General features: G+C 36.3%; 22 protein-coding genes. 4 read left to right on the forward strand and 18 right to left on the reverse strand.

From position 1 onward, the window contains the following. The first annotated feature begins 148 nt into the window (after positions 1-148). Entirely contained in the window at positions 149-3715 is a 3567-nt protein-coding gene (locus KHA88_RS08570) for a bifunctional 2',3'-cyclic-nucleotide 2'-phosphodiesterase/3'-nucleotidase (protein ID WP_213096322.1), read from the forward strand. On the opposite strand, the gene KHA88_RS08575 is transcribed toward KHA88_RS08570, so the two are convergent. The 13 genes from KHA88_RS08575 to KHA88_RS08635 form a co-directional block, all read right to left on the reverse strand. After that, positions 3693-4337 (reverse strand): HD domain-containing protein, encoded by a 645-nt coding sequence (locus KHA88_RS08575; RefSeq protein WP_249308335.1) that lies wholly within the window; start codon positions 4335-4337, stop codon positions 3693-3695. The two genes, KHA88_RS08570 and KHA88_RS08575, sit on opposite strands and share 23 nt — an antisense overlap. A 14-nt stretch (positions 4338-4351) precedes the next feature. Next, positions 4352-4924, reverse strand: a complete 573-nt coding sequence (locus tag KHA88_RS08580) for a TetR/AcrR family transcriptional regulator (protein WP_213096321.1) — start codon at positions 4922-4924, stop codon at positions 4352-4354. A gap of 17 nt (positions 4925-4941) precedes the next feature. Then, a complete protein-coding gene (locus KHA88_RS08585) occupies positions 4942-5655 on the reverse strand; it encodes an MBL fold metallo-hydrolase (RefSeq protein WP_213096320.1) in 714 nt (237 codons plus the stop codon). Between the two features lie 142 nt (positions 5656-5797). Next, complete coding sequence (locus KHA88_RS08590; RefSeq protein ID WP_213096319.1) at positions 5798-6562, reverse strand: aminoglycoside adenylyltransferase domain-containing protein; 765 nt, start codon at positions 6560-6562, stop codon at positions 5798-5800. Between the two features lie 10 nt (positions 6563-6572). Next, positions 6573-7442: a protein kinase family protein gene (locus KHA88_RS08595; RefSeq protein ID WP_213096318.1), complete on the reverse strand. Its 870-nt coding sequence runs from the start codon at positions 7440-7442 to the stop codon at positions 6573-6575. 104 nt (positions 7443-7546) lie between these two features. Beyond that, the gene (locus KHA88_RS08600; RefSeq protein WP_213096317.1) at positions 7547-7756 is read right to left on the reverse strand and encodes a hypothetical protein; all 210 of its coding nucleotides are present in this window, start codon (positions 7754-7756) and stop codon (positions 7547-7549) included. A gap of 92 nt (positions 7757-7848) precedes the next feature. Next, a complete protein-coding gene (locus tag KHA88_RS08605; RefSeq protein WP_213096316.1) occupies positions 7849-8670 on the reverse strand; it encodes a sugar phosphate isomerase/epimerase family protein in 822 nt (273 codons plus the stop codon). Continuing rightward, a complete protein-coding gene (locus tag KHA88_RS08610) occupies positions 8670-9737 on the reverse strand; it encodes a Gfo/Idh/MocA family protein (protein WP_213096315.1) in 1068 nt (355 codons plus the stop codon). The genes KHA88_RS08605 and KHA88_RS08610 overlap by 1 nt, the downstream gene beginning before the upstream one ends. Positions 9738-9797: 60 nt before the next feature. Beyond that, positions 9798-10145 carry a YrdB family protein gene (locus tag KHA88_RS08615; protein ID WP_249308214.1) on the reverse strand — a complete coding sequence of 116 codons (348 nt, stop codon included), beginning with the start codon at positions 10143-10145 and terminating at the stop codon, positions 9798-9800. 36 nt (positions 10146-10181) lie between these two features. Next, the gene (locus tag KHA88_RS08620; RefSeq protein ID WP_346729024.1) at positions 10182-10790 is read right to left on the reverse strand and encodes a zinc dependent phospholipase C family protein; all 609 of its coding nucleotides are present in this window, start codon (positions 10788-10790) and stop codon (positions 10182-10184) included. A gap of 63 nt (positions 10791-10853) precedes the next feature. Further along, a complete protein-coding gene (locus tag KHA88_RS08625) occupies positions 10854-11642 on the reverse strand; it encodes a class I SAM-dependent methyltransferase (RefSeq protein ID WP_213096314.1) in 789 nt (262 codons plus the stop codon). Positions 11643-11836: 194 nt separating this feature from the next. After that, positions 11837-12400: a class I SAM-dependent methyltransferase gene (locus KHA88_RS08630; RefSeq protein ID WP_213096313.1), complete on the reverse strand. Its 564-nt coding sequence runs from the start codon at positions 12398-12400 to the stop codon at positions 11837-11839. Between the two features lie 17 nt (positions 12401-12417). Further along, positions 12418-13011 carry a histidine phosphatase family protein gene (locus KHA88_RS08635; RefSeq protein WP_213097785.1) on the reverse strand — a complete coding sequence of 198 codons (594 nt, stop codon included), beginning with the start codon at positions 13009-13011 and terminating at the stop codon, positions 12418-12420. Positions 13012-13580: 569 nt separating this feature from the next. Here KHA88_RS08635 and KHA88_RS08640 point away from each other — a divergent pair. Beyond that, positions 13581-14612 carry an ATP-binding protein gene (locus KHA88_RS08640; protein WP_249308209.1) on the forward strand — a complete coding sequence of 344 codons (1032 nt, stop codon included), beginning with the start codon at positions 13581-13583 and terminating at the stop codon, positions 14610-14612. 110 nt (positions 14613-14722) lie between these two features. Next, a complete protein-coding gene (locus tag KHA88_RS08645) occupies positions 14723-16015 on the forward strand; it encodes an ATP-binding protein (RefSeq protein ID WP_213096311.1) in 1293 nt (430 codons plus the stop codon). Between the two features lie 43 nt (positions 16016-16058). Here the strand turns inward: KHA88_RS08645 and KHA88_RS08650 are convergent, their stop codons facing one another. Together KHA88_RS08650 and map are read right to left on the reverse strand one after the other, a co-directional pair. Beyond that, on the reverse strand, positions 16059-16433 hold the full coding sequence (locus KHA88_RS08650; protein ID WP_213096310.1) for a VOC family protein: 375 nt from the start codon (positions 16431-16433) through the stop codon (positions 16059-16061). Between the two features lie 238 nt (positions 16434-16671). After that, positions 16672-17415: a type I methionyl aminopeptidase gene (gene map, locus KHA88_RS08655; RefSeq protein ID WP_213097784.1), complete on the reverse strand. Its 744-nt coding sequence runs from the start codon at positions 17413-17415 to the stop codon at positions 16672-16674. Between the two features lie 195 nt (positions 17416-17610). Between map and KHA88_RS08660 the strand changes: the two genes are divergently transcribed. Further along, positions 17611-17748 carry a hypothetical protein gene (locus KHA88_RS08660; RefSeq protein WP_213096309.1) on the forward strand — a complete coding sequence of 46 codons (138 nt, stop codon included), beginning with the start codon at positions 17611-17613 and terminating at the stop codon, positions 17746-17748. A gap of 335 nt (positions 17749-18083) precedes the next feature. Here the strand turns inward: KHA88_RS08660 and KHA88_RS08665 are convergent, their stop codons facing one another. From KHA88_RS08665 to KHA88_RS08675, 3 genes are all read right to left on the reverse strand, one after another. Then, the gene (locus KHA88_RS08665; protein ID WP_213096308.1) at positions 18084-19031 is read right to left on the reverse strand and encodes a homoserine kinase; all 948 of its coding nucleotides are present in this window, start codon (positions 19029-19031) and stop codon (positions 18084-18086) included. A gap of 95 nt (positions 19032-19126) precedes the next feature. Continuing rightward, positions 19127-19729 carry a YdcF family protein gene (locus tag KHA88_RS08670; protein WP_213096307.1) on the reverse strand — a complete coding sequence of 201 codons (603 nt, stop codon included), beginning with the start codon at positions 19727-19729 and terminating at the stop codon, positions 19127-19129. A gap of 287 nt (positions 19730-20016) precedes the next feature. Next, a complete protein-coding gene (locus tag KHA88_RS08675; protein WP_213121713.1) occupies positions 20017-23169 on the reverse strand; it encodes a S8 family peptidase in 3153 nt (1050 codons plus the stop codon). Positions 23170-23295: the final 126 nt, after the last annotated feature.

Genomic DNA, 23295 nt, shown 5'->3' on the forward strand with positions numbered 1-23295 from the left:
TATTATTCTGCACTTTTATAAAATTACGGAAATTCTCATAGTAAAATATCATTATTTTTAAATAGTTTCTTAAACTATGATACCACTTTCAATATCCCCCTTATATAATGATGATGAATCACCACTACTTTTAATTAGGAGGATATGTATGAGAAGCATCTTACTGAAAATAGGACAACCGTTACTAGCTTCATTGCTTGCAATATCTGTTCTATTTTTACCATTGGCATCGCAATCTACGTATGCTGAGAAGCCGGATAAGACGAAGAAAGACCTGGTTGAGCTTAGAATTTTAGGAACGACTGACATTCATACTCATTTGTATAATTACGATTACTACAAGGACGCGGAGACGGATGAATTTGGGTTGGCGAAAACGGCAACCTTAATTAAAGAAGCGCGCAAAGAAGCTAAAAATACACTTTTATTCGATGACGGGGATTTAATTCAAGGAAACCCATTGGGCGATTATAAAGCGAAAGTAGACGAGCTTAAACAAGGTGAAGTTCACCCTGTTTTTAAAGCGATGGGGCTACTAAACTATGATGCTGCGACTGTAGGAAACCATGAATTTAACTACGGTTTGGACTATTTGGATAAAGTGTTGGCAGGTGCCCCTTTCCCATATGTAAATGCAAATGTTTATAAAGTCGACGGTAAGAAAAATAACAAGAATTATTTCAAGCCTTATATTATTTTAAAGAAACAATTTATTGATGAACAAGGCAAGAAACAAAAAATCAACGTTGGTGTCATTGGATTTGTTACTCCGCAAATTACACAATGGGACAAGGCCCATTTAGAAGGTAAAGTCATTACGAAAGACATTGTGGAAACAGCTAAAGAATTTATACCAAAGATGAAAAAAGACGGAGCTGACATCATCGTTGCTCTTGCACATTCTGGTATAGGTGAAGACGAGCAAAAGGAATTTAAGGAAGATGCAGCATATGATCTTACGAAAATCAAAGACATTGATGCAATTATTTCCGGACATAACCATAAATTGTTCCCTGGTGATTTTCAAGGCTTACCCGGAGTTAACTACGAAAAAGGAACAATTAATGGAAAGCCTGTTATTATGCCTGGCAGCTGGGGAAGCCATTTAGGCGTAATGGACTTAACGCTGAAGAAAGAAAAAGGTGATTGGAAGGTAATAGATGCCTTAGCGTCACTAAGAGCCATTTATGATAAGGATACGAAGAAAAGCTTAGCGGATGCGGATCCGAAAATTTTAGAAGCTGTCAAAAAAGAACATGAAGGAACAGTAAACTATGTACGCCAGCCTGTTGGTGAGACAACAGCAGACATCCACAGCTACTTTGCGTTAGTTCAAGATGATCCTTCTATTCAAATCGTGACGAATGCACAAAAATGGTATCTAGAAAAACAAATTGAAGGAACGCCAAATGAAGGATTGCCAATTCTATCTGTAGGTGCACCGTTTAAAGCTGGCGGCCGAAACGGCGCAAACTATTATACGCATATTCCAAAAGGAACCATTGCGATCAAAAACGTTGCAGACCTTTATTTGTATCCAAATACAGTTGCTCATGTGAAGGTTACAGGAGCCGATGTAAAAGAATGGCTCGAAATGGCAGCAGGACAATTTAACCAAATTGATCCTAATAAATCTGCTGAGCAAAGTCTGATTAATAATAACTTCCCGACATATAACTACGATGTAATGGATGGAGTATCCTATAACATCGATGTAACAGAACCAGCAAAATATGATAATGACGGAAATATCATTCAACCTAATGCAAACCGGATTAAAAACCTGCAATACGCCGGCAAGCCAATCGATGAAAATCAAGAGTTTATCGTTGCGACAAATAACTACCGAGCTAGTTCTGCGACATACCCTGGTGTGAAAAACAACAAGGAAGCAAATATTTATCCCGACGAAAACCGCCAAGTGATTATTGATTATATTAGTGAAACAGGAACAATTGACCCTACCGCTGATAACAACTGGAGTTTTTCCGGAATAAATGGTGCGGATCTGCATGTCACATTTGAATCTTCACCGGATGCGGAAAAAGTAATTCCTGAAAATGACCCAATTAGTTTTCTCGGTCAAGGGACAAACGGATTTGCTAAATATTCATATAAATTTCCGCAAAAATCAAATGCCCATGTAAAGGTTCATTTATTAGGAATTAACGATTTTCACGGACAGTTGGACACATACAATGCGAGTATTAATGCGGGTGGAGGAGAGTATCTTGCGGCTTATTTAAAGAAATGGAAAGCGACTAATCCGAATACACTCCTTGTTCACGCAGGAGATGTCGTTGGTGCAAGCCCGCCAACATCGGCTCTTCTACAAGATGAACCGACGATTCGCTTTTTGAATAAATTAGGTTTTGATGTAGGGACACTAGGCAACCATGAGTTTGATAAGGGCGTTCAAGAAATGCTTCGCCTAATTCATGGAGGCTCCCATCCTAATACAGTTGAAAAATATGGTCCATTCGAAGGTGCGAATTTTCCATATGTTGCAGCAAACGTCATTGATGAGAAAACAGGTGAGACAATCCTTGATCCATACGTGATTAAGGAAGTGGATGGTGTGCCAATTGGATTTATCGGCATTGCTCTAGCCAGTACGCCAAGCATCGTCATTCCAAGCGGTGTTGAAGGTGTTCGTTTTACTGACGAAGTTGAGGCAATTAATAAGGCAACTGCTGAACTAAAGGAAAAAGGTGTCAAAGCAATCGTTGTCCTTGCTCACAATCCGGGAGTATCCAAATCGGATGGTACTGGAGCAGATGGTGAAATCGTCGACATCGCTAATAAAGTGGACGATGAAGTGGATATTATTTTCGGCGGCCATAATCATGCGTATATGAATGCGATGGTTGGCAATAAGCTTCTTGTCCAGTCTTACTCATACGGAACAGCATTTTCAGCAGTTGATATTGAAATCGATCGAACAACAAAAGATATCGTAGCAAAAAAAGCGGAAATTGTAACAACTTACCGCGATAAAATTACTCCTGATGCAGAAATTAAAGCAATGATTGATCAATATAAGGAAGATGTTGCACCAATTATTAATGAAGTTGTTGGCCATGCGCCTAAAGCAATTACAAGGGACCAAAATGCGGACGGGGAATCTGCCTTAGGAAATCTGATTGCTGATTCCATGAGAGATCAAACGGGTACTGATTTTGCTTTTATGAATCCAGGTGGCATTCGCGCAGACCTTAAAGCTGGTGACCTTACATGGGGTGATTTGTTTACCGTTCAGCCATTTGGAAATGATCTTGTGAAAATGGATTTAACCGGTGAACAAGTTAAAATGCTGTTAAACCAACAGTGGACAGATAAGGCGAGAATCATGCCTATTTCAGGATTAAAAGTAAAATACGACGACGCTCGTCCAGTTGGTGATCGTATCCTTGAGATAACATTACCTGACGGAACACCAATAGATCTAGCAAAAACATATTCAGTGACAGTGAATAATTTTATGGCTAGTGGCGGGGATAATTTCACAGTGTTATTAAAGGGTAAAAACCAAGTGGTTGATGTTGTTGATTTGGAAGCATTTGTAAACTATGTGAAAAAGCTAAAAGAAGTAAACACGACTATTGAAGGACGGATGATTAAAGTAAACGAAAAGAGTGCTGGGCTAAGTGCCCTGCACTCTTTTCGTTTAAAAAACTCTATCAACGAATCACTCATTCCCCTTCCCACTCTTTAAAAAACACCTCTAGATATTCTTCCATATATTGGTGCTTCGTTTCAGCGAGTTTTTTACCGTAATCCGTGTTCATTAGCTCTTTAAGCTTTAATAACTTTTCATAAAAATGATTAATTGCTGTGGTTTTTCCGGTCCGATATTCTTCTTTTGTTACATGCTCTCTCGGCTTAATATTTGGATCATGTATGATTTGATTTTTAGCTCCGGAAAAAGCAAAGGTTCTAGCAATTCCAATGGCCCCCATTGCATCAAGGCGGTCTGCATCTTGAACAATTTTTCCCTCCAAGGTTTTCATAGGTGGTCCCCCTCCACCTTTAAATGACATAGTGGAGATGATTTCAATAATGCTTGAAATGGATGTCTCATCCACATTCACATGAATTAACCATTCTCTAACTTTTTCAATACCTTCTGCCTCATTTGAATTTAATTTTTCATCGGCAATATCATGGAGCAATGCTCCCATTTCACAAATAAATAGATTTGCGTTTTCCTGCTGTGCAATTGTTTTTGTTATTTTAGTAACTCTATAAATATGCCACCAGTCATGACCGCTGGCTTCCCCGTTTAATTCACGAAATACGAATTTTTCAGTTTGTAAAATCATTTCCTCTTGAGTCAATTTTTTCACTTCCTTTACGCTTCAGATACTGAATGAATCCCCTTAATAAAAGTATTGATCAAGATTGAAAAACTTTCATCGACATCTAGTGGCATACCAAATCCACCCATTTGTTCGATAGAAGTAAATCCATGTAAAATACTCCGCAATCCTCTGACCATATGAACCGTAATGTCCTCCTTTAAATTGTATGCCTGAAGCACTTGGACAACAAGCTGTACCACGGACTCTTGGGCTTGCTGCAATTCTTTGTCTGCAGAATCAGGAAAACGATTGGTTGCATCATAAAGTCCTGGATGAGTTCTTACAAATTTAATATAAGCTTTGCTAAGTGCGTGGATTGCATCATCACCAGAGCGCCCAACTGCAGCTTGGAGCATGTGTTCATAAAGCTGTTTAAGTCCGTGAATTGCCAATTTCTGCTTTAATTCATTTAGGCCATCCAAGTGGTTGTATAAGGAAGGAGGACGTATTCCCAATTCTTCGGCTAACTCCCCCAGTGAGAGTTGATCTATCCCCTTTTCATCAACTAGTTTTGTAGCTTTTTGTAAAATCATAGACAAGTCTATCTTCATACGACGAGACATCTCAGATTCATCTCCTATTATGAATATTGGAGCTTTAATTCGGCTTCACCTATTGCTTGATCCATATAATGGATTGGTTGTTCCAGCATCTTCCCGTGACCTACCGCAAGTACATTCGGTTTTAATCCTCTTAATTTTTTTGCACTATTTAAAGCCGTTAGTTTATCCCATGTAGCCAATGCTGGAAACGGAAACATCGGCTTAAGTTTTCCCGACACCGCTATTCCTCCCCTAGTTTGGAAAGCATCCCCAGCAATTAAACTCCGATTTCGAACATCAAGAAGAGATATCGATCCGGGTGTATGGCCAGGTGAGTAAATTACTTCCAAAGAACCAATACGATCGCCTTCTTGGAGCAATAAGTCCGGGCGAGTTTTAATTTTTTTCGGAACTCCTCCACGGATTGGAGAGTTTGGTTCGTGTTGCAGAAGGCTGGAATCGCCAGACAATAATAGCGCATCCCGTGATGAAATACTTACTTGAACATCAGGCAATAAATTCTTTAGCGAGTCCAGAGCCCCAACATGATCGTCATGAGCGTGAGTAATTATTATATTTGTTATTGGTTTTCCAATCGTTTTGGCTGCATTTATGATAGCTTTCGTGCTGTACGGAAAAGCTGCGTCAATAAGGGTAAGTTCATTCTCTTCTTCTACAAAATAACAATTAACAGGAAACATCCTAGGCAGAAAAGATAGTTGAAACACTGTAGCAATCTTCGTTATTCTCATCTTTTATCACAGTCCCTTTTTACCAAACTAACCTCAATAACATTTTAACTAATTTAATTAGTCTATGCAATAGGAATTTCACCTATAAAAAAATTTTATAGGCGAGACGGCTGGATATTTTCACAAGCATCTATATAATGAACTATTTGTTAGTATGTTTTGCTAATCTGTTAATTTCTCCAACCATCGAATCTGCGAACTCAATTAATTTCTCGTTACTTATGTCTATATCTTCAGCCTCTCCATTATAAACATTTAAGCACTGACTAACGATTTCTTTATATTTCTTCGGTAAATTAATCTTCCCCCATTCCCCACCTTCTCTTTTGGATGAAACTTTCCCTTCTTTTAAGAACTGCATTACTCTGCATAAATTTAGTGTAAAATAAATTGGGTTTCCTTTTATCTCCTGTGAAGCGTCCTTAATGTCATTAATAATTGAATTTAAATAAAACTGCTTATCAATTGGGATAAATACATCTTTTATTTCCCTACCCACTAACGTGACGCCACGATGGTACGTTACCGTCATGTGTCCCGCTAAATCAGGGTCAGCTGAACCTTCACCGCCACATATGAAATTTTCATCTTGCAAATATTGAGGATGAAAATAATGGAGTTGAAACGGGGTTGGATAAACAAAGTCTTTTACATATCGCTCTAAAATGATGCTCATTTCTAGTTGATTACGTTTCCCTTTCGTTAATTTTAGTAATTTATTAATAATGGTTTTTTTAATATTGATCGGAAGTTCCTCGGTAACAACGACCAATATATCTACATCACTTCTATTTGGATTAAAACACCCCATCGCTAATGAACCATGCAAATAAACGCCAACCAAATCATCATTAATTTCTTCAACAAAGACCTTAACAATTTTCTTTATATAGGCTTCAATGTCCATTTCTTCACCCTCATTTTAATGCAGAGTCCCACGCTAAATACAACTCTTCAACTGACGAGTATCTGTTGCTTCTATTTTTATCCACCGCACGAATCGCCACATCATGAAGTTCCTTACTTGCGTCCCATTTAGAAAATGAACGATCGAGTTCCCCGCCTAATAGACCAAAAGCGATAGCGCCCATATTAAACACATTGGTTCTCTCATCTATCGCTGCACCGAGTTCATATTCCTCTGGCGACATGAATCTTTTCGAACCCCAAAGTCTTCCCATCATGTTCGTATATGGCTTTTTCTGGTACATATCAATATCACAAATCTTTGTTACATCGTTTTTAAAGTCATAAAGAATACTTCCATCATAGAAATCGACAGCTACATAGTTCTTTTTTTCTACATGGACATGGAATCGTAAAATGCTATCAAATGATGCCAAACGGGTCTCAACTGATAATTGTTTGTATCGATAAAATGGTGATTCCGGATGATTATATTTAGCTGGCGGTGGAAACGACCAATGTGAATGCAGGCACTCCCCATCAAACCAATCAAAAATAGACACATACCCATTACCAACTTCATGATGGTCAATTAACTGTACTAGGTAGGGATGATTTAATTCTTCATAAAGAGAAATGGATTGTTTTAAACGTAATACCGCTTCTTCTGGATGTCCTGAATACTCCGATGTTTTTGCTCCTGCATACTTCACAAACTTTTTGATGCCATCTTTTTTGATTCCAAAGCATATATTGCCTGAATCTTGTTGATCAAAAACACAAAAAACTTCACCTACATCCTGAAGCCAATCAAAATTGTGAATTTCTTTCAACTGGAAAGATACGTTATCTAAAGTGATTGTTACTGGGGAGTCATTCATTAAATACCTCCAAATAGTGAAAAATAAAAGCCATTTAAGCTCTTTATAAGCTAATCGGGAATTCTTTCGGGCCATTCGGGCGCTCTTTCAAGCCACTCAAGCACTCATTCAAGCCACTCAGGCATGCTTTCAAGCCACTTAAGCTCCCTTTCAAGCCACTCAAGCACTCTTTCAAGCCACTCAAGCACTCTTTCAAGCCACTCAGGCTCTCTTTCAAGCCACTCAGGCATGCTTTCAAGCCACTCAAGCACTCTTTCAAGCCACTCAAGCACTCTTTCAAGCCACTCAAGCTCTCTTTCAAGCCACTCAGGCATGCTTTCAAGCCACTCAAGCTCTCTTTCAAGCCACTCAAGTATTCTTAACTTAAAGCAGTTTTAAAACGATCAACCCTTGCCTCATTTACTGACTATATTAACTCTTTTAGGTAGGCGTGGCTCTCAGAAACTTGTTCTTCATTTAACCCATGCAAGATAAGAGGTCCATTATAACCAGAAGATTTTAATAGAGAAATATAATATTCATAGTCTAAATCGCCTTTACCCGCTGCAACAAATTCCTGCTGCTCCACCGAAAAGTCTTTAGCATGGGCAAGAATTATATTTTCTCCTAATAAATCAAACGCTTCATCTAGTAAATAGTGCATTTTATCTATTTGATCGAACGGGATTAAATTCGCACCGTCCATAATTATTTTTAGATGGTCAGTTTGAAAAGTTTCTAACAATCGCATTCCTTTTTCAGCTGTGTTAATCACATTCGAAAGTTCAGGCTCAATACCTAAAATAACATTGTATTTTTCAGCAATTACAAGGGCTCGTTCCATTATTTTAATCAAATCTTCCCATGCTTCTCTGGAATTGTTATCAGGATGGAATTTCCACATATTATTAATGTCTCTAGAACCCGTACAAAGAGTAATGACATTAGTTCCGAGATACCGAGAAGCTTTAGCCAAATTCTCCAACGCTATAAGACCTTTTTCTCTCACATCCATGACTGGATGGATCATATTAAAAGTCCCCGATAGTCCCGCTATTTCAATGCCAGACTCTCGAATAGTCCTTCCCAAATCTACAAAAGTATCCTTATCAAATTCAAGTGGCAAAGATGGCAAATTCGCACACGATAAATTAAACTGAACACAATTCATATCATAGTCTTGGACAGCTTGAATCACCTCTACCACGTTGTGCCTGTCAAACTCTTTAGCAAGAATCCCTATCTCCATCATAATCCCCCCCTTACATCTGACAATTTAACTCGTTCTCCTGATTCAACAGAATGTGCTATGGCAACCATTGCTCTCATATTCGCAATTCCATCTTCAATGGATGCTCCAGTCATGGGTTTTCGATCTATTATTGTATCGGCGAAACCCTCCAGCTGACGTCGATAAAAATGTCCATCAGAAGCTAAAGGCCGACGAAATTGTCCATCTTTAGCAGAGAAAATATCAACTTCACTAGACTTGAATAACCAAGGATTAAAAGTTTTTCCTACTACACTTCCATATTCTCCGTATATTTGAAATCCTTCATGCCAATCCATTCTTACGCCAATCGACAAATCTAATTGACCATAACTCCCGTTTTCAAATTCAACAGTTGCTAACCAGTTATGTGCACCAAACTTTTCTGTATGGTAAGCTTGGACACTCAATATATTTCCGCCAAAAAATCTTGCAGTATCAACTAAATGGCTGCCATGGCCAAGCATATAATATTGTTTTTTATTTCCCTTCACATCGCGTGCAGGTTTTAGGGATTGATCGCTTCTTTCTATGATTGGCATGACATTATCAGTAAGGGTGTATCTAGCGTGATTATCTCCATACCACGCCTTCAGTGCTAACATTTCACCCATTTCATTTTTAACAAAATCTCTTGCTGTTGAAATGCCCTCATCAAACCTTTTCATATTGCCGACTTGAAGAATTAACCCGGAGTCCTTCACAACTTTTTCAAGTTCTAAACATTCCTCGATCGTTACTCCCAGAGGTTTTTCTACTAGTACATGCTTGCCCGCCTTCAATGCTTTCATGGCGGCACTTACATGAAAAAAATCGGATACTCCAATGATTACTGCATCGATATCATTGTTCGGGAGCATCTCACCATAATTTGTATAAGTGAATTTTGGCCTATGTATTTCTGCTACCCTATAAAGCAAGTCTTCTGCAGCATCACATAATGCATACAATTCTACATTTCTACCTTTTCTACATGACTCAATATGTGCTGCTTGTGAAATTGGACCGCAGCCCAGAATGCCGATTCTTAATTTATCTGATTTCATCGGATATTCCCTCCAAATATTTTGAAAACAGTCTGTCGGTATGCCTCAACATCTCCAGACTTATTGATCCCAAAAGTACATGAGTATTCTATTCAATATTACGATACATCCAAAAATCCAAGCCGAACCAACCGTCCCAAGGAGAAAAAGTAAAACTACGGGAATCAAGAAGACAAAGATTTCTAATAACAAATGAAGAGGTGCCGATAGTGGAATAGTGGCTTTTGGAGATCCAAATAACCCCCATATAATAGCTATTACTAATGGGGTCCCAATGCCTAATATACCTTTAGTAATACCTGTATTTCCTGTTTTAAATCCCCAATAACCATAAACAGCAAGTGCACAAAGTTCTAACAAAAACCGAAGGAATAAGTTTATTGCTTGAAAGATAGCTAGAAGCTCCATCTAGATCATCCGCCTTCCCAGCCGACCTTTTTATATTTATGAATGTAAAGTTTGACTTAATATTGGTTTAATGTGAAAAATGCCTTTTTCTATAGAGGTTTCTATGTATCCAATTATTTGATCGAAGGTAAACACATTTAATTTTTGCTGGAGGGTATTCCGATCATAGTCCATATCTTCAAATACTGACGGCAATAATTCTTTCACATCCTTGATTGTTACCTCTTCTAAATCGATCATTGAACCGCTTTTCTCTAACTCTTTCATCGGCTCTAAATTAACGCCATAATATTCCAATAATTTCCCGTTTAATAATCGAAAATCATTATGATAAAGACTAACCATGTTTTTATCATTTTCTATTCTGTTTTTTAACCAAGGTACAAAGAAACCCTTTAACCACAAATCATCAGCGATTAGATGTGTGTAATAGCCTAAAATATAACTAATTTGCTTATATGAGCTATATTTCTTCAAGAACTTTTCATAATCAATATACCTTGAAAAATCCTGATGGTCCCCCCTAAAAAAATGAGAAAAATCTTTAGATGTTACCGCATCCGGAGCAATCCCTCCCATTAAAAATGAGTATCGATCACTAATTGAAACCCTACTGGCAATTTCATTTGCTATAATTAGGTGCATAATTCTGGATCCCAGAATAATTCACTCCCTTCGTTTATTTTATAAATAGTCGTTGAAGAAGGTTTATAATTTCTTGAAACGTAAAATGATAACAGGAGGAATTTCATACCAATCAAATCTATTAGGTTCTTTTTCTTTATTAAAACAAGGTTCTACTATTCCATCTAGCACAAAATTATTTTGAAAAGATAGATTGAAATAATATGATAAAGACCTATGAAACATGAAGTGTGGAGAGGGCTGCCCTTTTATCCCAATAGCTTCGTAAGGCTGCGGACTAAGATAGTTAAAAATCTGGACACTGTTTCTAGAATGAATATCGCCATCAATATCTTCTATTTCATGTACTTTTCGCATGTGAGGTGTTTGAAAGCAAGGATGTGTGATTGAGAAGACAAAGGATCCATTTTTCTTAAGCAGTTTTTGGAGCGCTTTCATTAAAGGAGTAATATCGGCAATATCCATTAGAGCCATATTTGCAACGGCATGATCAAATTTTTGTTTCCCAAGTTCGATTAAAGAACCATGATTCGTCGCATCAAGTACTCTATAGTCAATACAGTTTAAATATTCTTTAGATCTTAATTTTGCCCGCTCAATCATTTTAGGACTATAATCAATAGCAATTACATTTGCACCTAATTCAGCAAGTCTCCTTGAAAAGTTTCCATTACCACAAGCAATATCCAAAATGGTCTGGCCTTCTTTTACGTTTAATAACTTTTCTGTATAAGGCCTAATCAATTCACGGTGAAATTGGTTGCTTTGTTCACCCATGTAATCATCCCAATATTCAGCATTTTCATTCCATCTAGATTGTGAATCTTGTATCAACTCTTTCCATTCACTCATATGATTTTTCTCCTTTTGTAAATATGTACGATATTATAGCCAGCCGTACTCTTAATTAATTCTTTATGATTAATACAAATACCTTCATTACCTTTTACGGTTCAATAAGAAAAACAGCATTCCTACACCAGTATACATCTTGCATTTAGCAAAACTATTAAAAAGGAAATCCAATACAGGGTCTTCTATTTGCTTCATTTAACCTTTATCGCATCAATTATTAACGAAGGAGCCGCTAACTTATTCCCTTGATTTCTAGGATCATATTTTTTTGAGCGAAAGATAATACCATCCTTTCCATCCCAATCATTGCATTGAAAATTACCTTGTTCATCGAAGTATTCAAGTAATACAACTTGAAACCCAGAGGCTTCAAACATTTCTGTCAATGTCTTATAAGTATGTACAATTTTATGACTTGCGGCTGGATGATCTTTAGGGCCGGGTCCACCTACTTTTACAACATTTTGATATGTCTCATCTGGAAAAAATCCATCGGGGACAGCACACCGAATATAACCCGATGGTTTTAGAAATTCATAACAAATTTTGGCGGCCTTGATACCTTCTTCATATGTTAAATGCTCCCATACATGTTCTGCTAGAATAGCTGTAATAGAATTAATATCAAATCTATTCCTCCATGTATTCTCATCTAATAAATTGATTTCTTTTTCTTGAGTATGTATCCAACCTGGATTATTATTATATTCTCCTGCTCCAACGACAATCCTAATTTCTGCTTGTTGTACATCCATTCGTTTCACCTCTTAATTTAGATTCTTCCTTTATCACTGTAATTAGACAGATGAGAAACTTGATTAAAATTCAAAATCTCCCATTTCTCTTCATGGAAATGTATGTTGCTAATACAAGCATTTATTAGAGTAGTTTTCCCAGAACCGATTTTCCCATTTGACAATGTAGCTAATATTGCATTGATAACTGCCCCATGTACTACTAGCAATACTTTTCTATTGCCATATTTTTGATTGATTGTTTTTATCCCTGCCATGATCCTATTAATGAAGGATAATCTATCTTCCTGATTTGGATAATTTTTGTCAGGATATGCCGTTAATCTTTCTTCTAATGTCATACCCTCAGCATCACCGAAATATCTTTCTGAAAAATTGTCCATCTCAATCAAAGGAACATTTAAACCTTCATTTATTATTTCTGCAGTTTGCTTGGCACGCTTTAATGGACTGGTTATAATGACATCCCACTTAGAATCTTTCAAAAACTCCCTACATTCCTGTGCTTGTTGAATTCCATTTTTATTTAAGGGGATATCAGTTTTTCCCTGTATTTTACCTAAAGCATTCCAATCAGTTTCACCATGTCTAATCAAACATATAGTAGTTATTTGAATTTCCCCTTTTTTATTTTTTTAGCAGTGCTTTTTGAACTAAGACAGTCCCAGCATACTGAATCGTCAGAACACAACGAGAATGGTTGTTCTTTTCCATCTAAATTCACTTCACTAAATTACTTAGTTGGAAAAAACCGCCAAGTCGCCTAATATATAATAATTATAAAACAGTATGAGTTGGCTTGATACTGTTTATTATCAAAATTTTCTAACGAATATTCTACTTTTAACCTTAAATATCACTTTTATAACTATTCTAAGTATTTAGAAAGTATTGTATTTTCGTATCTATAATAGTAGTATTTACCTAAAACCATTAGCGAAGAGGTATATCCTTGGAATATGTAACGATACATTTTCTTTTTAATCTAACCTTATTGATTATTTTGCTTTTCCTATGTTTGATATTGCCTAAAAGATTTAGCAGAATTCGTTTATATAAAAAAACAGCGCTATTGTATTTGGTTATTTCTTTGATACTTTGTTATTTATTTTCTTATAGTTTAAGTGATGAATTAGTATTAGATTTGCGAATTGTTCCATTTTTGATCGGAGGACTCTATATGAGGTTAAGTCCGATATTGGGACTATGCGTCATCATCATGCGCGGATTTCATGGGTTTGATTTAGGGTTCTTTATAGTGGTCGCATTCTATGGATTATTTAGCTTTTTGATCTGGTGGATTTCTCCATGGTTTTTGAAACTTACTTCTATAAAGCGCATTATTTTTTTAATCAGTATCACTTTATTCGTAAGTCTGGGAATTTTAATGATGATGGAAATCGTAGGCCACCCTCATCGTACATTGGATGTGTGGTTTGCCTATATTGTTATCCCACCACTTGGTGTTGCGATGATTTCCTATATTATTGAAATGATGGATAAAAATGTTCTTTTGCAACAACAATTGGTCAAGGCGGAAAAGTTGGAAGCCCTTGAGCAAATGGGGGCGGCAATATCTCATGAGATTCGGAATCCATTAACAACTGCAATTGGTTTTGTTCAGTTCCTCGAAGAAGGGCTATATGAAAGCGAAAAAAGAGATCAATATCTCTCTATTATAAAAGGTGAACTGGACTCAGCTGAAAGAGTCATTAAAGACTATTTAACTTTTTCCAAACCAGTAATTGAATCAGTCGAGCAACTCGATATTAATCAAGAACTCGCTTATCTCTTAAACATACTGCAACCCTTAACTAAATTGAATTCTATTAAGGTATCTACCAATTTTTCTTCAAAAGGACATATTAAAGGTGATCGCCAAAAATTTCATCAATGTTTTATAAATATCATTAGGTATGCGATTGAATCGATGCCAAATGGTGGAAATTTATTAATAGAAACGTATTCCATTCAAACAGATATGATTATTAAAATCCAGGATACGGGAAAAGGCATGAGTAAGGTTCAACTTAAACGGTTAGGAGAACCGTACTATTCGACGAAGGGCGCAAAAGGGACCGGACTTGGCATAATGGTTGCATATAGTATCGTATGGGCAATGAACGGAACAATTGACGTACACAGTGAAATTGGAAAAGGAACCACTTTCCAATTTTCTTTTAAGCTTTATTCATCTAATTTGCACCGTTAGTCCAAATTTACTCAACCTCAATTTTAAACCAAATTATTCCAAAAAATATTGTTATTTTGTAGAAATAAAGGTAATATTACCTAAAAAGATGGTCAAGGAGAGGTAATCCCTTGCAATTAACCCTACACTTTTTATTTAACCTATCTTTGTTAATTGTATTACTGTTTTTTGGCTTAATAAGGGCTGAAAGAACTAATAATCTACGATCCGTTCAAATGACAGCCGTTGCTTATTTTATTATTAGTTTATTGATCTGCCATGTCTTTACATATCCATTATCTGATAATATTTTATTAGATTTACGGTGGACCCCCATAATGATTGGTGGTCTTTATATGGGACTCGGCCCTTTATTGGGGATATTAACCATCTTCATTAGAGGTTTTTTTGGTTTTGATTTTGGATTCTTCTCAACTGTAATATTTTATGGGGGAGTCACCCTCCTATGTTGGCGTATTTCCCCGTGGTTTATAAAACGTTCTTCCAAACAACGAATATTATTTTCAGTAGGATTAACGTTGCTTTTCGGTATTTTCCAATCGATTCCAATCGAATTTATAAATGGGCCCTATCTTGTTCTTGATGTATGGCTTGCCTATTTAATCATTCAGCCTCTTGGGGTTGTAATGATTGCCGTCATTATTGAAGAAACGGATAAAACGATCCTTCTACGACAGCATGTCGTGAAGTCAAAAAGGTTGGAGGCTGTAGAGCAAATGGCTGCGGCTATTTCACATGAGATTCGTAATCCACTAACAGCAGCAAACGGCTTCGTCCAGCTTTTGCAAGTAGAATCGATGCCAAAAGAAAAACAGGTTCAATATCTTTCCATTATTAAAAGCGAGCTAAAATCAGCTGATCGGATTATACAAGATTATTTGACTTTTTCTAATCCTTATATCGAATCAATGGAACAACTTAATGTTCATGTGGAGCTTCAGGACATTATTAATTTGCTGCAGCCTTCTGCAGATAAAAATTCCGTGAAAATAATTACTACATTTTCTACGATAGAAATGATTGAAGGCGATCGACAAAAGTTTCATCAATGTTTTATCAATATCATGAAGAATTCAATCGAATCGATGCCAAATGGCGGAATTTTAACGGTAGAAACTGAATCTACACCCACAAATGTAATTATTCGATTTCAAGATACAGGAATAGGGATGACAAGGGAGCAACTAGACCGTTTAGGAGAACCCTATTACTCTACAAAGGGTGAAATGGGCACAGGACTTGGAATAACAGTTGCATACAGCATCATACGAGCGATGAAAGGAACAGTTTACGTAGATAGCACAGTAGGGAAAGGCACGATGTTTGAGTTTACTTTTTTATCTTCTTCCTCTTTTAATAAGGGGATTCTTGAAAATGACAAAAGTGTTGTTACAAGTATCTAAGGTATAGGCTGCTCTTTTTAACGTTACAATCTACCATATCTTTTTATTCTTTTATCCACTCTAAAAATTCCATGCGATTTCCGAAAGGGTCAGAAATATAAAATCTAATTGCTCCCGGAAGATTCTTATCTTCAATCATCTTCACACCATTTTTAATTAAATGTAGCTTTAAATCCTCAATATTTTCTACTTCAAATGCAGGATGTGCTTTTTTAGCTGGGGAAAATGGTTCTTCGATTCCGATATGTACTTCATAATTTCCCAAGCCAAACCAGACTCCGCCTTTTTTCCTTAACTCCTCGGGTTTTTCGATTTCATCAAACCCTAAAATTCCTTTGAAAAATTCCCTAGCTGCCTCCTCACTACCTTTGGGCGCAGCTAGTTGAATATGCGCTAGTCGTTTAACAATGAAAGACAAAATAATCTCCTCTATTTCTTTATAATTTTTTCAATCAATATTTACAGCATGAGGTTATCTTAAATTATTTAGTTAATTAATACCTTCGTTACAAATATTGGAATAACCTCTTTTTATCTACGAGCTATTTATATAGAACGTGGCTTTACAGAGTCACTAGTTTTTTGGGATTGGTTTATTTCTAATAAATAAAAAGATCCTTATCCCTCATACATGGGAAAGGATCCTCCAACAATTTTTATTTTGTAATGATCAATGGACCATTTTTTGTCACGATAATCGTATGTTCATATTGTGCTACGGAGCTTTTATTTTCTGTAACAAAAGTCCAACCATCATCCAATTGCAAAACCTCTTCATCCCCATTTGAAATAAACGGTTCAAAAGCGATGACCATTCCCTCTTGCAAAAGTTCGTTGTCCCAAGGATCGAAAAAATTCATGATGTGATCCGGAGATTCGTGCAATGAATGACCGATGCCATGGCCTGTTAGGTTTTTAATGACTGTAAAACCATGTTGCTTTGCGGTGCTATAGACAGCTTTTCCAATTCCGCTTTTTTTGGAGCCAACCTTGATCTTAGCCAAGCCCGCATCAAATGCTTTTTTCGCTACTTCACAAAGATCATACAATATTGGATCCCCTTCTCCGACAACAAAGGAAATACCTGTATCAGCAAAATAACCATTTTTCGACCCTGACACATCAATATTGACTATGTCCCCATCCTGAATAACGCGCTCCCCTGGAATTCCATGGGCCACTTCTTCATTTACACTTATGCATGTAAACCCAGGAAAATCGTATTCGCCTTTTGGCCCAGACAACGCTCCGAATTTATCAAAAAGTTCGCCAGCTAAATCATCAAGTTCCTTCGTCGTAATACCTGGTTTCGTTTTCTGGACCATTTCATCCCGAATGGTTCCAACTATACTCCCGATTTCTTTAAGACCAGTTAATTCTTCATCTGTTTTTACAATCACATATATTCCTTCTTTCAATGCTTTAGTTCTTTTATGGATTCTGATTACTCACGATTTCATATTACCACAATTCACTTATTACAATGCATATACTATCTTCTACCCAATTGCTGGCAACTATTTTTTGAATATATGGTTGAAATATTAATAAAAGCGCATATTACATTTATATAATAACCCGAAGGGAGAATGACCATGAAAAAACAAGTTAAACAAAATGGAAAGATTACTGAGGAAAGACAAGAAGAGAGACAAACTGCAAATGACTTTTATAATAGAAAAACTGGAGAACCGGTACCACAGCCTAAAGATTATGAAGATGTAGACTATTAGGGTGGCAGAGCTAGATGCTTTGTCACAGGATTACTAAGTGATCTTATGAATCATTTTAATCATATCCCTAATTAACCTTACTAAATTTTAGAAAAAAAGAGGGGTTGCAGCACTCTAAGCCATCTAGTAGCTTGTCATCTACTATAAAAAGTTGCTTAAAAAGATGATTGCTTTCCAGTTGCTACGGAGAAAAAACTACATCACCTTCCTCTTTTGTCTTACCAAAAATATTTGGGTTTAACAAAAAAAACCGAAACTTTTTTTTATATGGTACGTCAGGAAATAGAAGAACATTAGAAAATGAAAGTACTAAATGTATCAGTTTCTTATCCTGATTAACAAAATAGTTCTTGGTAGAACAACTCTCTGCCTATTTGATCCAGATAGTCTATTTTTCTTTTTTCATAAAAATCCTTTACATCGCCTCTTTCAAAATACCAAACACAATCAATTAATATACTCAATTTATAAACATCAAACAAATGCTTTTTTTCAATATCGCTTAACCGCCTATGCTTTGAATATTCTATAATAATTTCTTTAGCTTCTTCCATATTTAGTAGTTTGTCTACATCATGCCGCCAAGCCCAAGATTCAATTAAGACGACCAAATCAAATAAAAGGTAAGTGTAATTCGCGTCATCAAAGTCTAACAAAGCATTAAATTGATCATCCTTATAGAGAATATTGGAAAAGTTGAAGTCAGCGTGGCAAATACCCATTGGTAATGATTTCGGAAGATTTAATTTGAGCAACTCATTTTCCAGCCAAGATAATTTCTCTTTTGAATTGGATGTGTTTATACGTTTCGATGCTTGTTGAGCTAAATCACGACAAAGTTCAATGCTATAATTCCAGCGATCTTCTATATAAATAGGTGTATAGTTTTTACTAATATGATGCAACACTGCTGTTTTTTGAATGAGTTGCTTTTTTTGATTTTCATTCGGTTCTTTTATGTGCTGCCCTTCCATGTATTCAAAAATAACATATGGTTTCTGTTTGTGAATACCAACATAGCTTCCATACTTATTTTTGAATGGTGCCGGACAAGGAAAGTTATGATCCTTTAAGTATCTAAGAAAGTTCGTTTCAAATGAGACTGAATTTACCGTTCTATTTTCATAATATCTAAACACATACTGACCCTTTGACGTTTTTATTTTAATATTTGTTTGCACGGTACCATTTGTAAATGGTGTGGCATCTATATATTTCTCTAGATTGTAATTTGCCAAAATTTGTGCTAGCTCAGATTCTGAGAACTCTGTTTTTAAAGCCATAAACCTTTATTCTCCTTCATGGTAAGATATTTATTTCCTTAATTAAAAGTTCATTATTTGAGTGGACTCTATAAATCTGTTCCTGAAAACATATTTTACGATATATAATCGTCTACTATTGCCCCTTGTTTTATATATTTTATTATTTTGTTAGCCTCTACAGTGACCCTTTGCCTACCATACTTATTTAAATGCCAATTTTCTTTTTTTGTATTTAGATCGTCTGCCGGACAAAGTGTATACTCAATCCAACTTGGCATGTATGTTTTTAAGGTGAGATGAGTTCTACGTATATGATAGCTAGCTGTTACGATCAAGAGCCTTTTAATTTTATGGAGTTCAAAAAATCTGTCTAAAATGATTAATGAAGCAAGTATATTTTCCTTTGTATTGGTTGAATCTGTTTCTACTAAAATATCCTTCTCTGGCACACCTAGCTCCATCGCCTCGTTTTTTAATAGTATTGCTTCAGATAACGCATTACCGTTCCATACCGCGCCTCCAGAAAATAATATTTTATTAGCCCGTCCCTCATTATAAAGTTGTATCGCTTTCGGTAATCGGTATTGAACCGCTTTACTGCTGCCAAAGACAAAAATACAATCCCCTTTGTTCAGATCGTCATTTATGTCGTTATATAAAAGTCTTGTCATTAACTCATCAGTCAGGTCCTCAGGTTTTAGTTCAGAAATATTCATCTTTCCATCCTTCCTATCCTTAATGGCCTTGACGGTAATCTAAAACCGCCTTCAATCCAACAAATTTTTTTCAAGTATTATTTTGGTTTCACCATTTTTATCAGTATATGTATCCATTACATCAAATCCATTCTTAATATTTAAAATCAGCATTTTGCGCCATTTATTTTTTGTTTTTGTTTTTGTTTGAACGATTTTATACCCATTCTCTTTTAAAAATGTGTGTTGGTTTCCAATTAATGATACTCTAAAAAAATTGCCCCGTGCGTCCGGGGCAATTTTTTATATTACTTTTTAATTTTTTTAACCGTGATTTTTTTACCTTTACTGATATTACCTGCTGCATCCTTAGCTGTTACGTAAAGGACTGTACCCGCCTTTTGCTTTTTAATCTTAATTTTAAATTTACCTTTTGCATCTGCTTTTTTTGAAGCGATCGTTTTGCCTTTAAGCTTAACCACAATCATAGCCTTCGCTTCTGCTGTTCCGGTTACGAACTTATCTTTATCTGTCACACCATTCACTTTTGGTGAGGCCGGAGGTGTCTTGTCCTTCACTACTACTTTTTTCGCCTTACTTACATTCCCCGCAGCGTCTTTAGCCGTAACGTAAAGAACTGTTCCTGCCTTTTGTTTTTTTATCGTTACTTTGAATTTTCCCTTTACATCAGCTTTTTTTGTGCCGATTGATTTTCCGTTCTTTTTTACCGTTACCGTTGCGTTCGCTTCCGTTGATCCGGATACTACTTGATCGCGATCACTTACTGCTTTTACATTCGGCATTGCCGGTGGTGTTTTGTCCTTCACAACGACTTTCGCTGCTTCACTTTCTTTTTTGGAAATACTAGTCGTCGTAACATACAATGTTGTCCCGGCTTTTTGTTTTTTGATTTTTACTTGAAATTGACCCTTAGTATTAGCTGTAGCCGTTCCAATGACTTTTGATGTGGTTTTTGTTTTTGTTTTTGTTATTGTTTTTACTTTAACTGTTGTACCCGAATCTGCTTTCCCAGTAACTACTTCGTCACGATCGCTAACAGCGTTTACTTTCGGCATTGACGGAGGCGGAGTTTGTTTTACAACCACTCTTACAGTAGTTTCAGCATCGCCTTTTTTAGCAATTAATTGAAGAACTTGATCAGCCATTTGAGGCTTGATTGTAATGCTGAATGTTCCGTTATCTTTTACCTTCGCTTTCCCCAATGATTTTTTGCCGTTCTTCAATTCAACTTGAGTATCTTTTACTGCTGTTCCGGTGATTTTTTTATCATTATCCGATAACTCATTTACAGAGATATTTAAATCAATAGCACTGAATGCGCCCCATGCGTTTAATCTTCCCCAGCCAGACACTCTATCGTATCCTGGTTGCAGAACATCTCCGTCATCGTAATAATCTTCGTTTACCTCATCAACGGCAACATCATTGGCAGTTTGAGTCAATATTTGCTTTACTTCGCTAGGTTTCAATTTTGGTTTTTGCGATAACAATAACCCTGCAACAGCAGCAACATGTGGAGCTGCCATTGATGTGCCACTAAGATACGTAACATTTCCATTAGGGAGTAAACTTGGGATCTCCCTACCAGGAGCTACCATGTCTAAACCTCGACCATAATTTGAAAAATCCGAAACGATATCTAGACTATTCGTTGCCCCAACAGCAATTGTATATGGCGATGAAGCAGGGTAATCTAACCATGCCCCTCCATCATTTCCGCTTGCTGCAATAACTGTTACACCTTTCGAATCAGCGTATTTCAACATTTCTTCAATGACCCTGCTCTTAGGACCGCCGAGGCTGAGGTTGATCACTTTAGCCCCTTTATCGACGGCATATTTAATCCCTAGAGCAATTTTATCTGATTCACCTTCGCCGGCGGCATTAAGCACTTTAACAGGTAAAATTTTTGTATTGGAGTGAATACCAGCCATAGAAAAACCATTATTTGAACTTGCAGCGATTATACCAGAGACGTGTGTTCCGTGACCCTCGTCATCGTAAGGATCGTTGTCACGGCTAACAAAATCATATCCATTGTCATCAATTTTATCTTTGAAATCAGCTAACGTGTAATCGACACCTGTATCAACAACGGCAATTAATACTTCCTTAATTTTCTTGCCATTTAGGAGTCTTTGCAATTTTGCATATCGAATATCCGCATTTTCCTTTGCGAATTCTTGTCCCGTATTTTCTAAAGACCATTGATACGGATATTGTACGTCTGCATTCAGTTTATTGTATTTATAGACTGGTTCAGCATACTCAACTTCCGTAAACATCGTTAATTGTTTAGCCATCGTTTGAGGATCATCTTTGGCTTCCATAACAAATGTCTCACCATCTACTTTGTCATTTAATTTTAATGATGAAATTTTCGAGGATTTAATTAGCTTTTTAGCTTCCACTTTCTGCTGCACAGAATCCAATGTTTTGCCTTTTTTCAGTTTAACAATAACCCGATTCGGATCGCTTTGTGAAATAGCCATTCCATTATTTTTAAGAACAACAGAAACCTTTTTCCCTTGTAATTTAGTTAGTCCGATTTCCTTAGCAATACCTTCAATTTCCTTTTTAAGGTGATCAGGAACATTATTTAGAACAATATCATATAACTCGTTTATTGCTTCTTGGTTTTGCTTTGTGAATTGATAGTTACTGTTTTCTCCGTTTTCCACCAAATCATTAAATAACGGTTTCAATTGGATAAGACCTTCATAGACAGTCTCTCTAGCATGCTTGTTCATAACCATTTTAGTCACTAAATAAGGTGCCAACTTGTAGTAAAGAGAAGATAGTTCTTCACCTTTTTCTGTTTTCGATAACAGGTTATCTCTCAAGAAGCGAAGTTGTGTTAATATTTTTGCACCAGACGATTTTTTAGCTAAACTTAGTTCTACTGGACAAGCCTCTCCAATGAGATCTGATGGAGGGAGTGTAACCCCTTCGTATCCGATTTCATAAGTGGAAATGATTGGTTCGGATGGCTCGTCAATATCTTCATCTAATCCCATTTCATCAAAATATTCGCCAAAAAACTCCACTCTAATATAATACGGACCAACCCACGCATGTGGCATATCAATTTGTGCAGGGGTCTCACTGCTTATATAAGCCCTGTATGCATCAAATGTTTCATCTTTTTTCGCCCTATCCAAATCAGGGTAAACCGAAACATTTCCTTCAAAATTGCCTGTTAGTTTAATTCTCATATGTGTATCGTTGCTGATTTCATTATTACTTGGAATAATTTTATACCAATGAACTTGTCCAGGCTCATCAAATAGTCCTGCTCTCTTATTCTTATTACCTTTCTCTAACTGAATCGCATCATTGATCCCTTCAAAGTCAGCTTTCGAAGTAATCGGCTGTAATAGGCTAATAAATAATGCAAAAATAAGTAGCAGTGTGACATGTTTACCTTGTAATTTTTTCATATTATCCCCCTATATCTATAGTATGTTTTTATAGTTTATAACATTAAGCATAAACCAATAGTGTCTTTTCTACCATTTTTAGGAATAAAATTACATATTTTTATAATTTCATAGTTTTTACGCAAA

Origin of the sequence: Lederbergia citrea, assembly GCF_018343525.1 — a bacterium.
GTDB classification, from domain to species: Bacteria; Bacillota; Bacilli; order Bacillales; family Bacillaceae_C; genus Lederbergia; species Lederbergia citrea.

Bases quoted from the DNA above. Each gene is read 5' to 3' on its own strand.
- KHA88_RS08570 (WP_213096322.1), top strand. From the start codon at position 149: ATGAGAAGCATCTTACTGAAAATAGGACAACCGTTACTAGCTTCATTG.
- KHA88_RS08580 (WP_213096321.1), bottom strand. From the start codon at position 4,924: ATGTCTCGTCGTATGAAGATAGACTTGTCTATGATTTTACAAAAAGCT.
- KHA88_RS08585 (WP_213096320.1), bottom strand. From the start codon at position 5,655: ATGAGAATAACGAAGATTGCTACAGTGTTTCAACTATCTTTTCTGCCT.
- KHA88_RS08590 (WP_213096319.1), bottom strand. From the start codon at position 6,562: ATGGACATTGAAGCCTATATAAAGAAAATTGTTAAGGTCTTTGTTGAA.
- KHA88_RS08595 (WP_213096318.1), bottom strand. From the start codon at position 7,442: ATGAATGACTCCCCAGTAACAATCACTTTAGATAACGTATCTTTCCAG.
- KHA88_RS08600 (WP_213096317.1), bottom strand. From the start codon at position 7,756: ATGCCTGAGTGGCTTGAAAGAGAGCTTGAGTGGCTTGAAAGAGTGCTT.
- KHA88_RS08605 (WP_213096316.1), bottom strand. From the start codon at position 8,670: ATGGAGATAGGGATTCTTGCTAAAGAGTTTGACAGGCACAACGTGGTA.
- KHA88_RS08610 (WP_213096315.1), bottom strand. From the start codon at position 9,737: ATGAAATCAGATAAATTAAGAATCGGCATTCTGGGCTGCGGTCCAATT.
- KHA88_RS08615 (WP_249308214.1), bottom strand. From the start codon at position 10,145: ATGGAGCTTCTAGCTATCTTTCAAGCAATAAACTTATTCCTTCGGTTT.
- KHA88_RS08620 (WP_346729024.1), bottom strand. From the start codon at position 10,790: ATGCACCTAATTATAGCAAATGAAATTGCCAGTAGGGTTTCAATTAGT.
- KHA88_RS08625 (WP_213096314.1), bottom strand. From the start codon at position 11,642: ATGAGTGAATGGAAAGAGTTGATACAAGATTCACAATCTAGATGGAAT.
- KHA88_RS08630 (WP_213096313.1), bottom strand. From the start codon at position 12,400: ATGGATGTACAACAAGCAGAAATTAGGATTGTCGTTGGAGCAGGAGAA.
- KHA88_RS08640 (WP_249308209.1), top strand. From the start codon at position 13,581: ATGAGGTTAAGTCCGATATTGGGACTATGCGTCATCATCATGCGCGGA.
- KHA88_RS08660 (WP_213096309.1), top strand. From the start codon at position 17,611: ATGAAAAAACAAGTTAAACAAAATGGAAAGATTACTGAGGAAAGACAA.
- KHA88_RS08665 (WP_213096308.1), bottom strand. From the start codon at position 19,031: ATGGCTTTAAAAACAGAGTTCTCAGAATCTGAGCTAGCACAAATTTTG.
- KHA88_RS08670 (WP_213096307.1), bottom strand. From the start codon at position 19,729: ATGAATATTTCTGAACTAAAACCTGAGGACCTGACTGATGAGTTAATG.
- KHA88_RS08675 (WP_213121713.1), bottom strand. From the start codon at position 23,169: ATGAAAAAATTACAAGGTAAACATGTCACACTGCTACTTATTTTTGCA.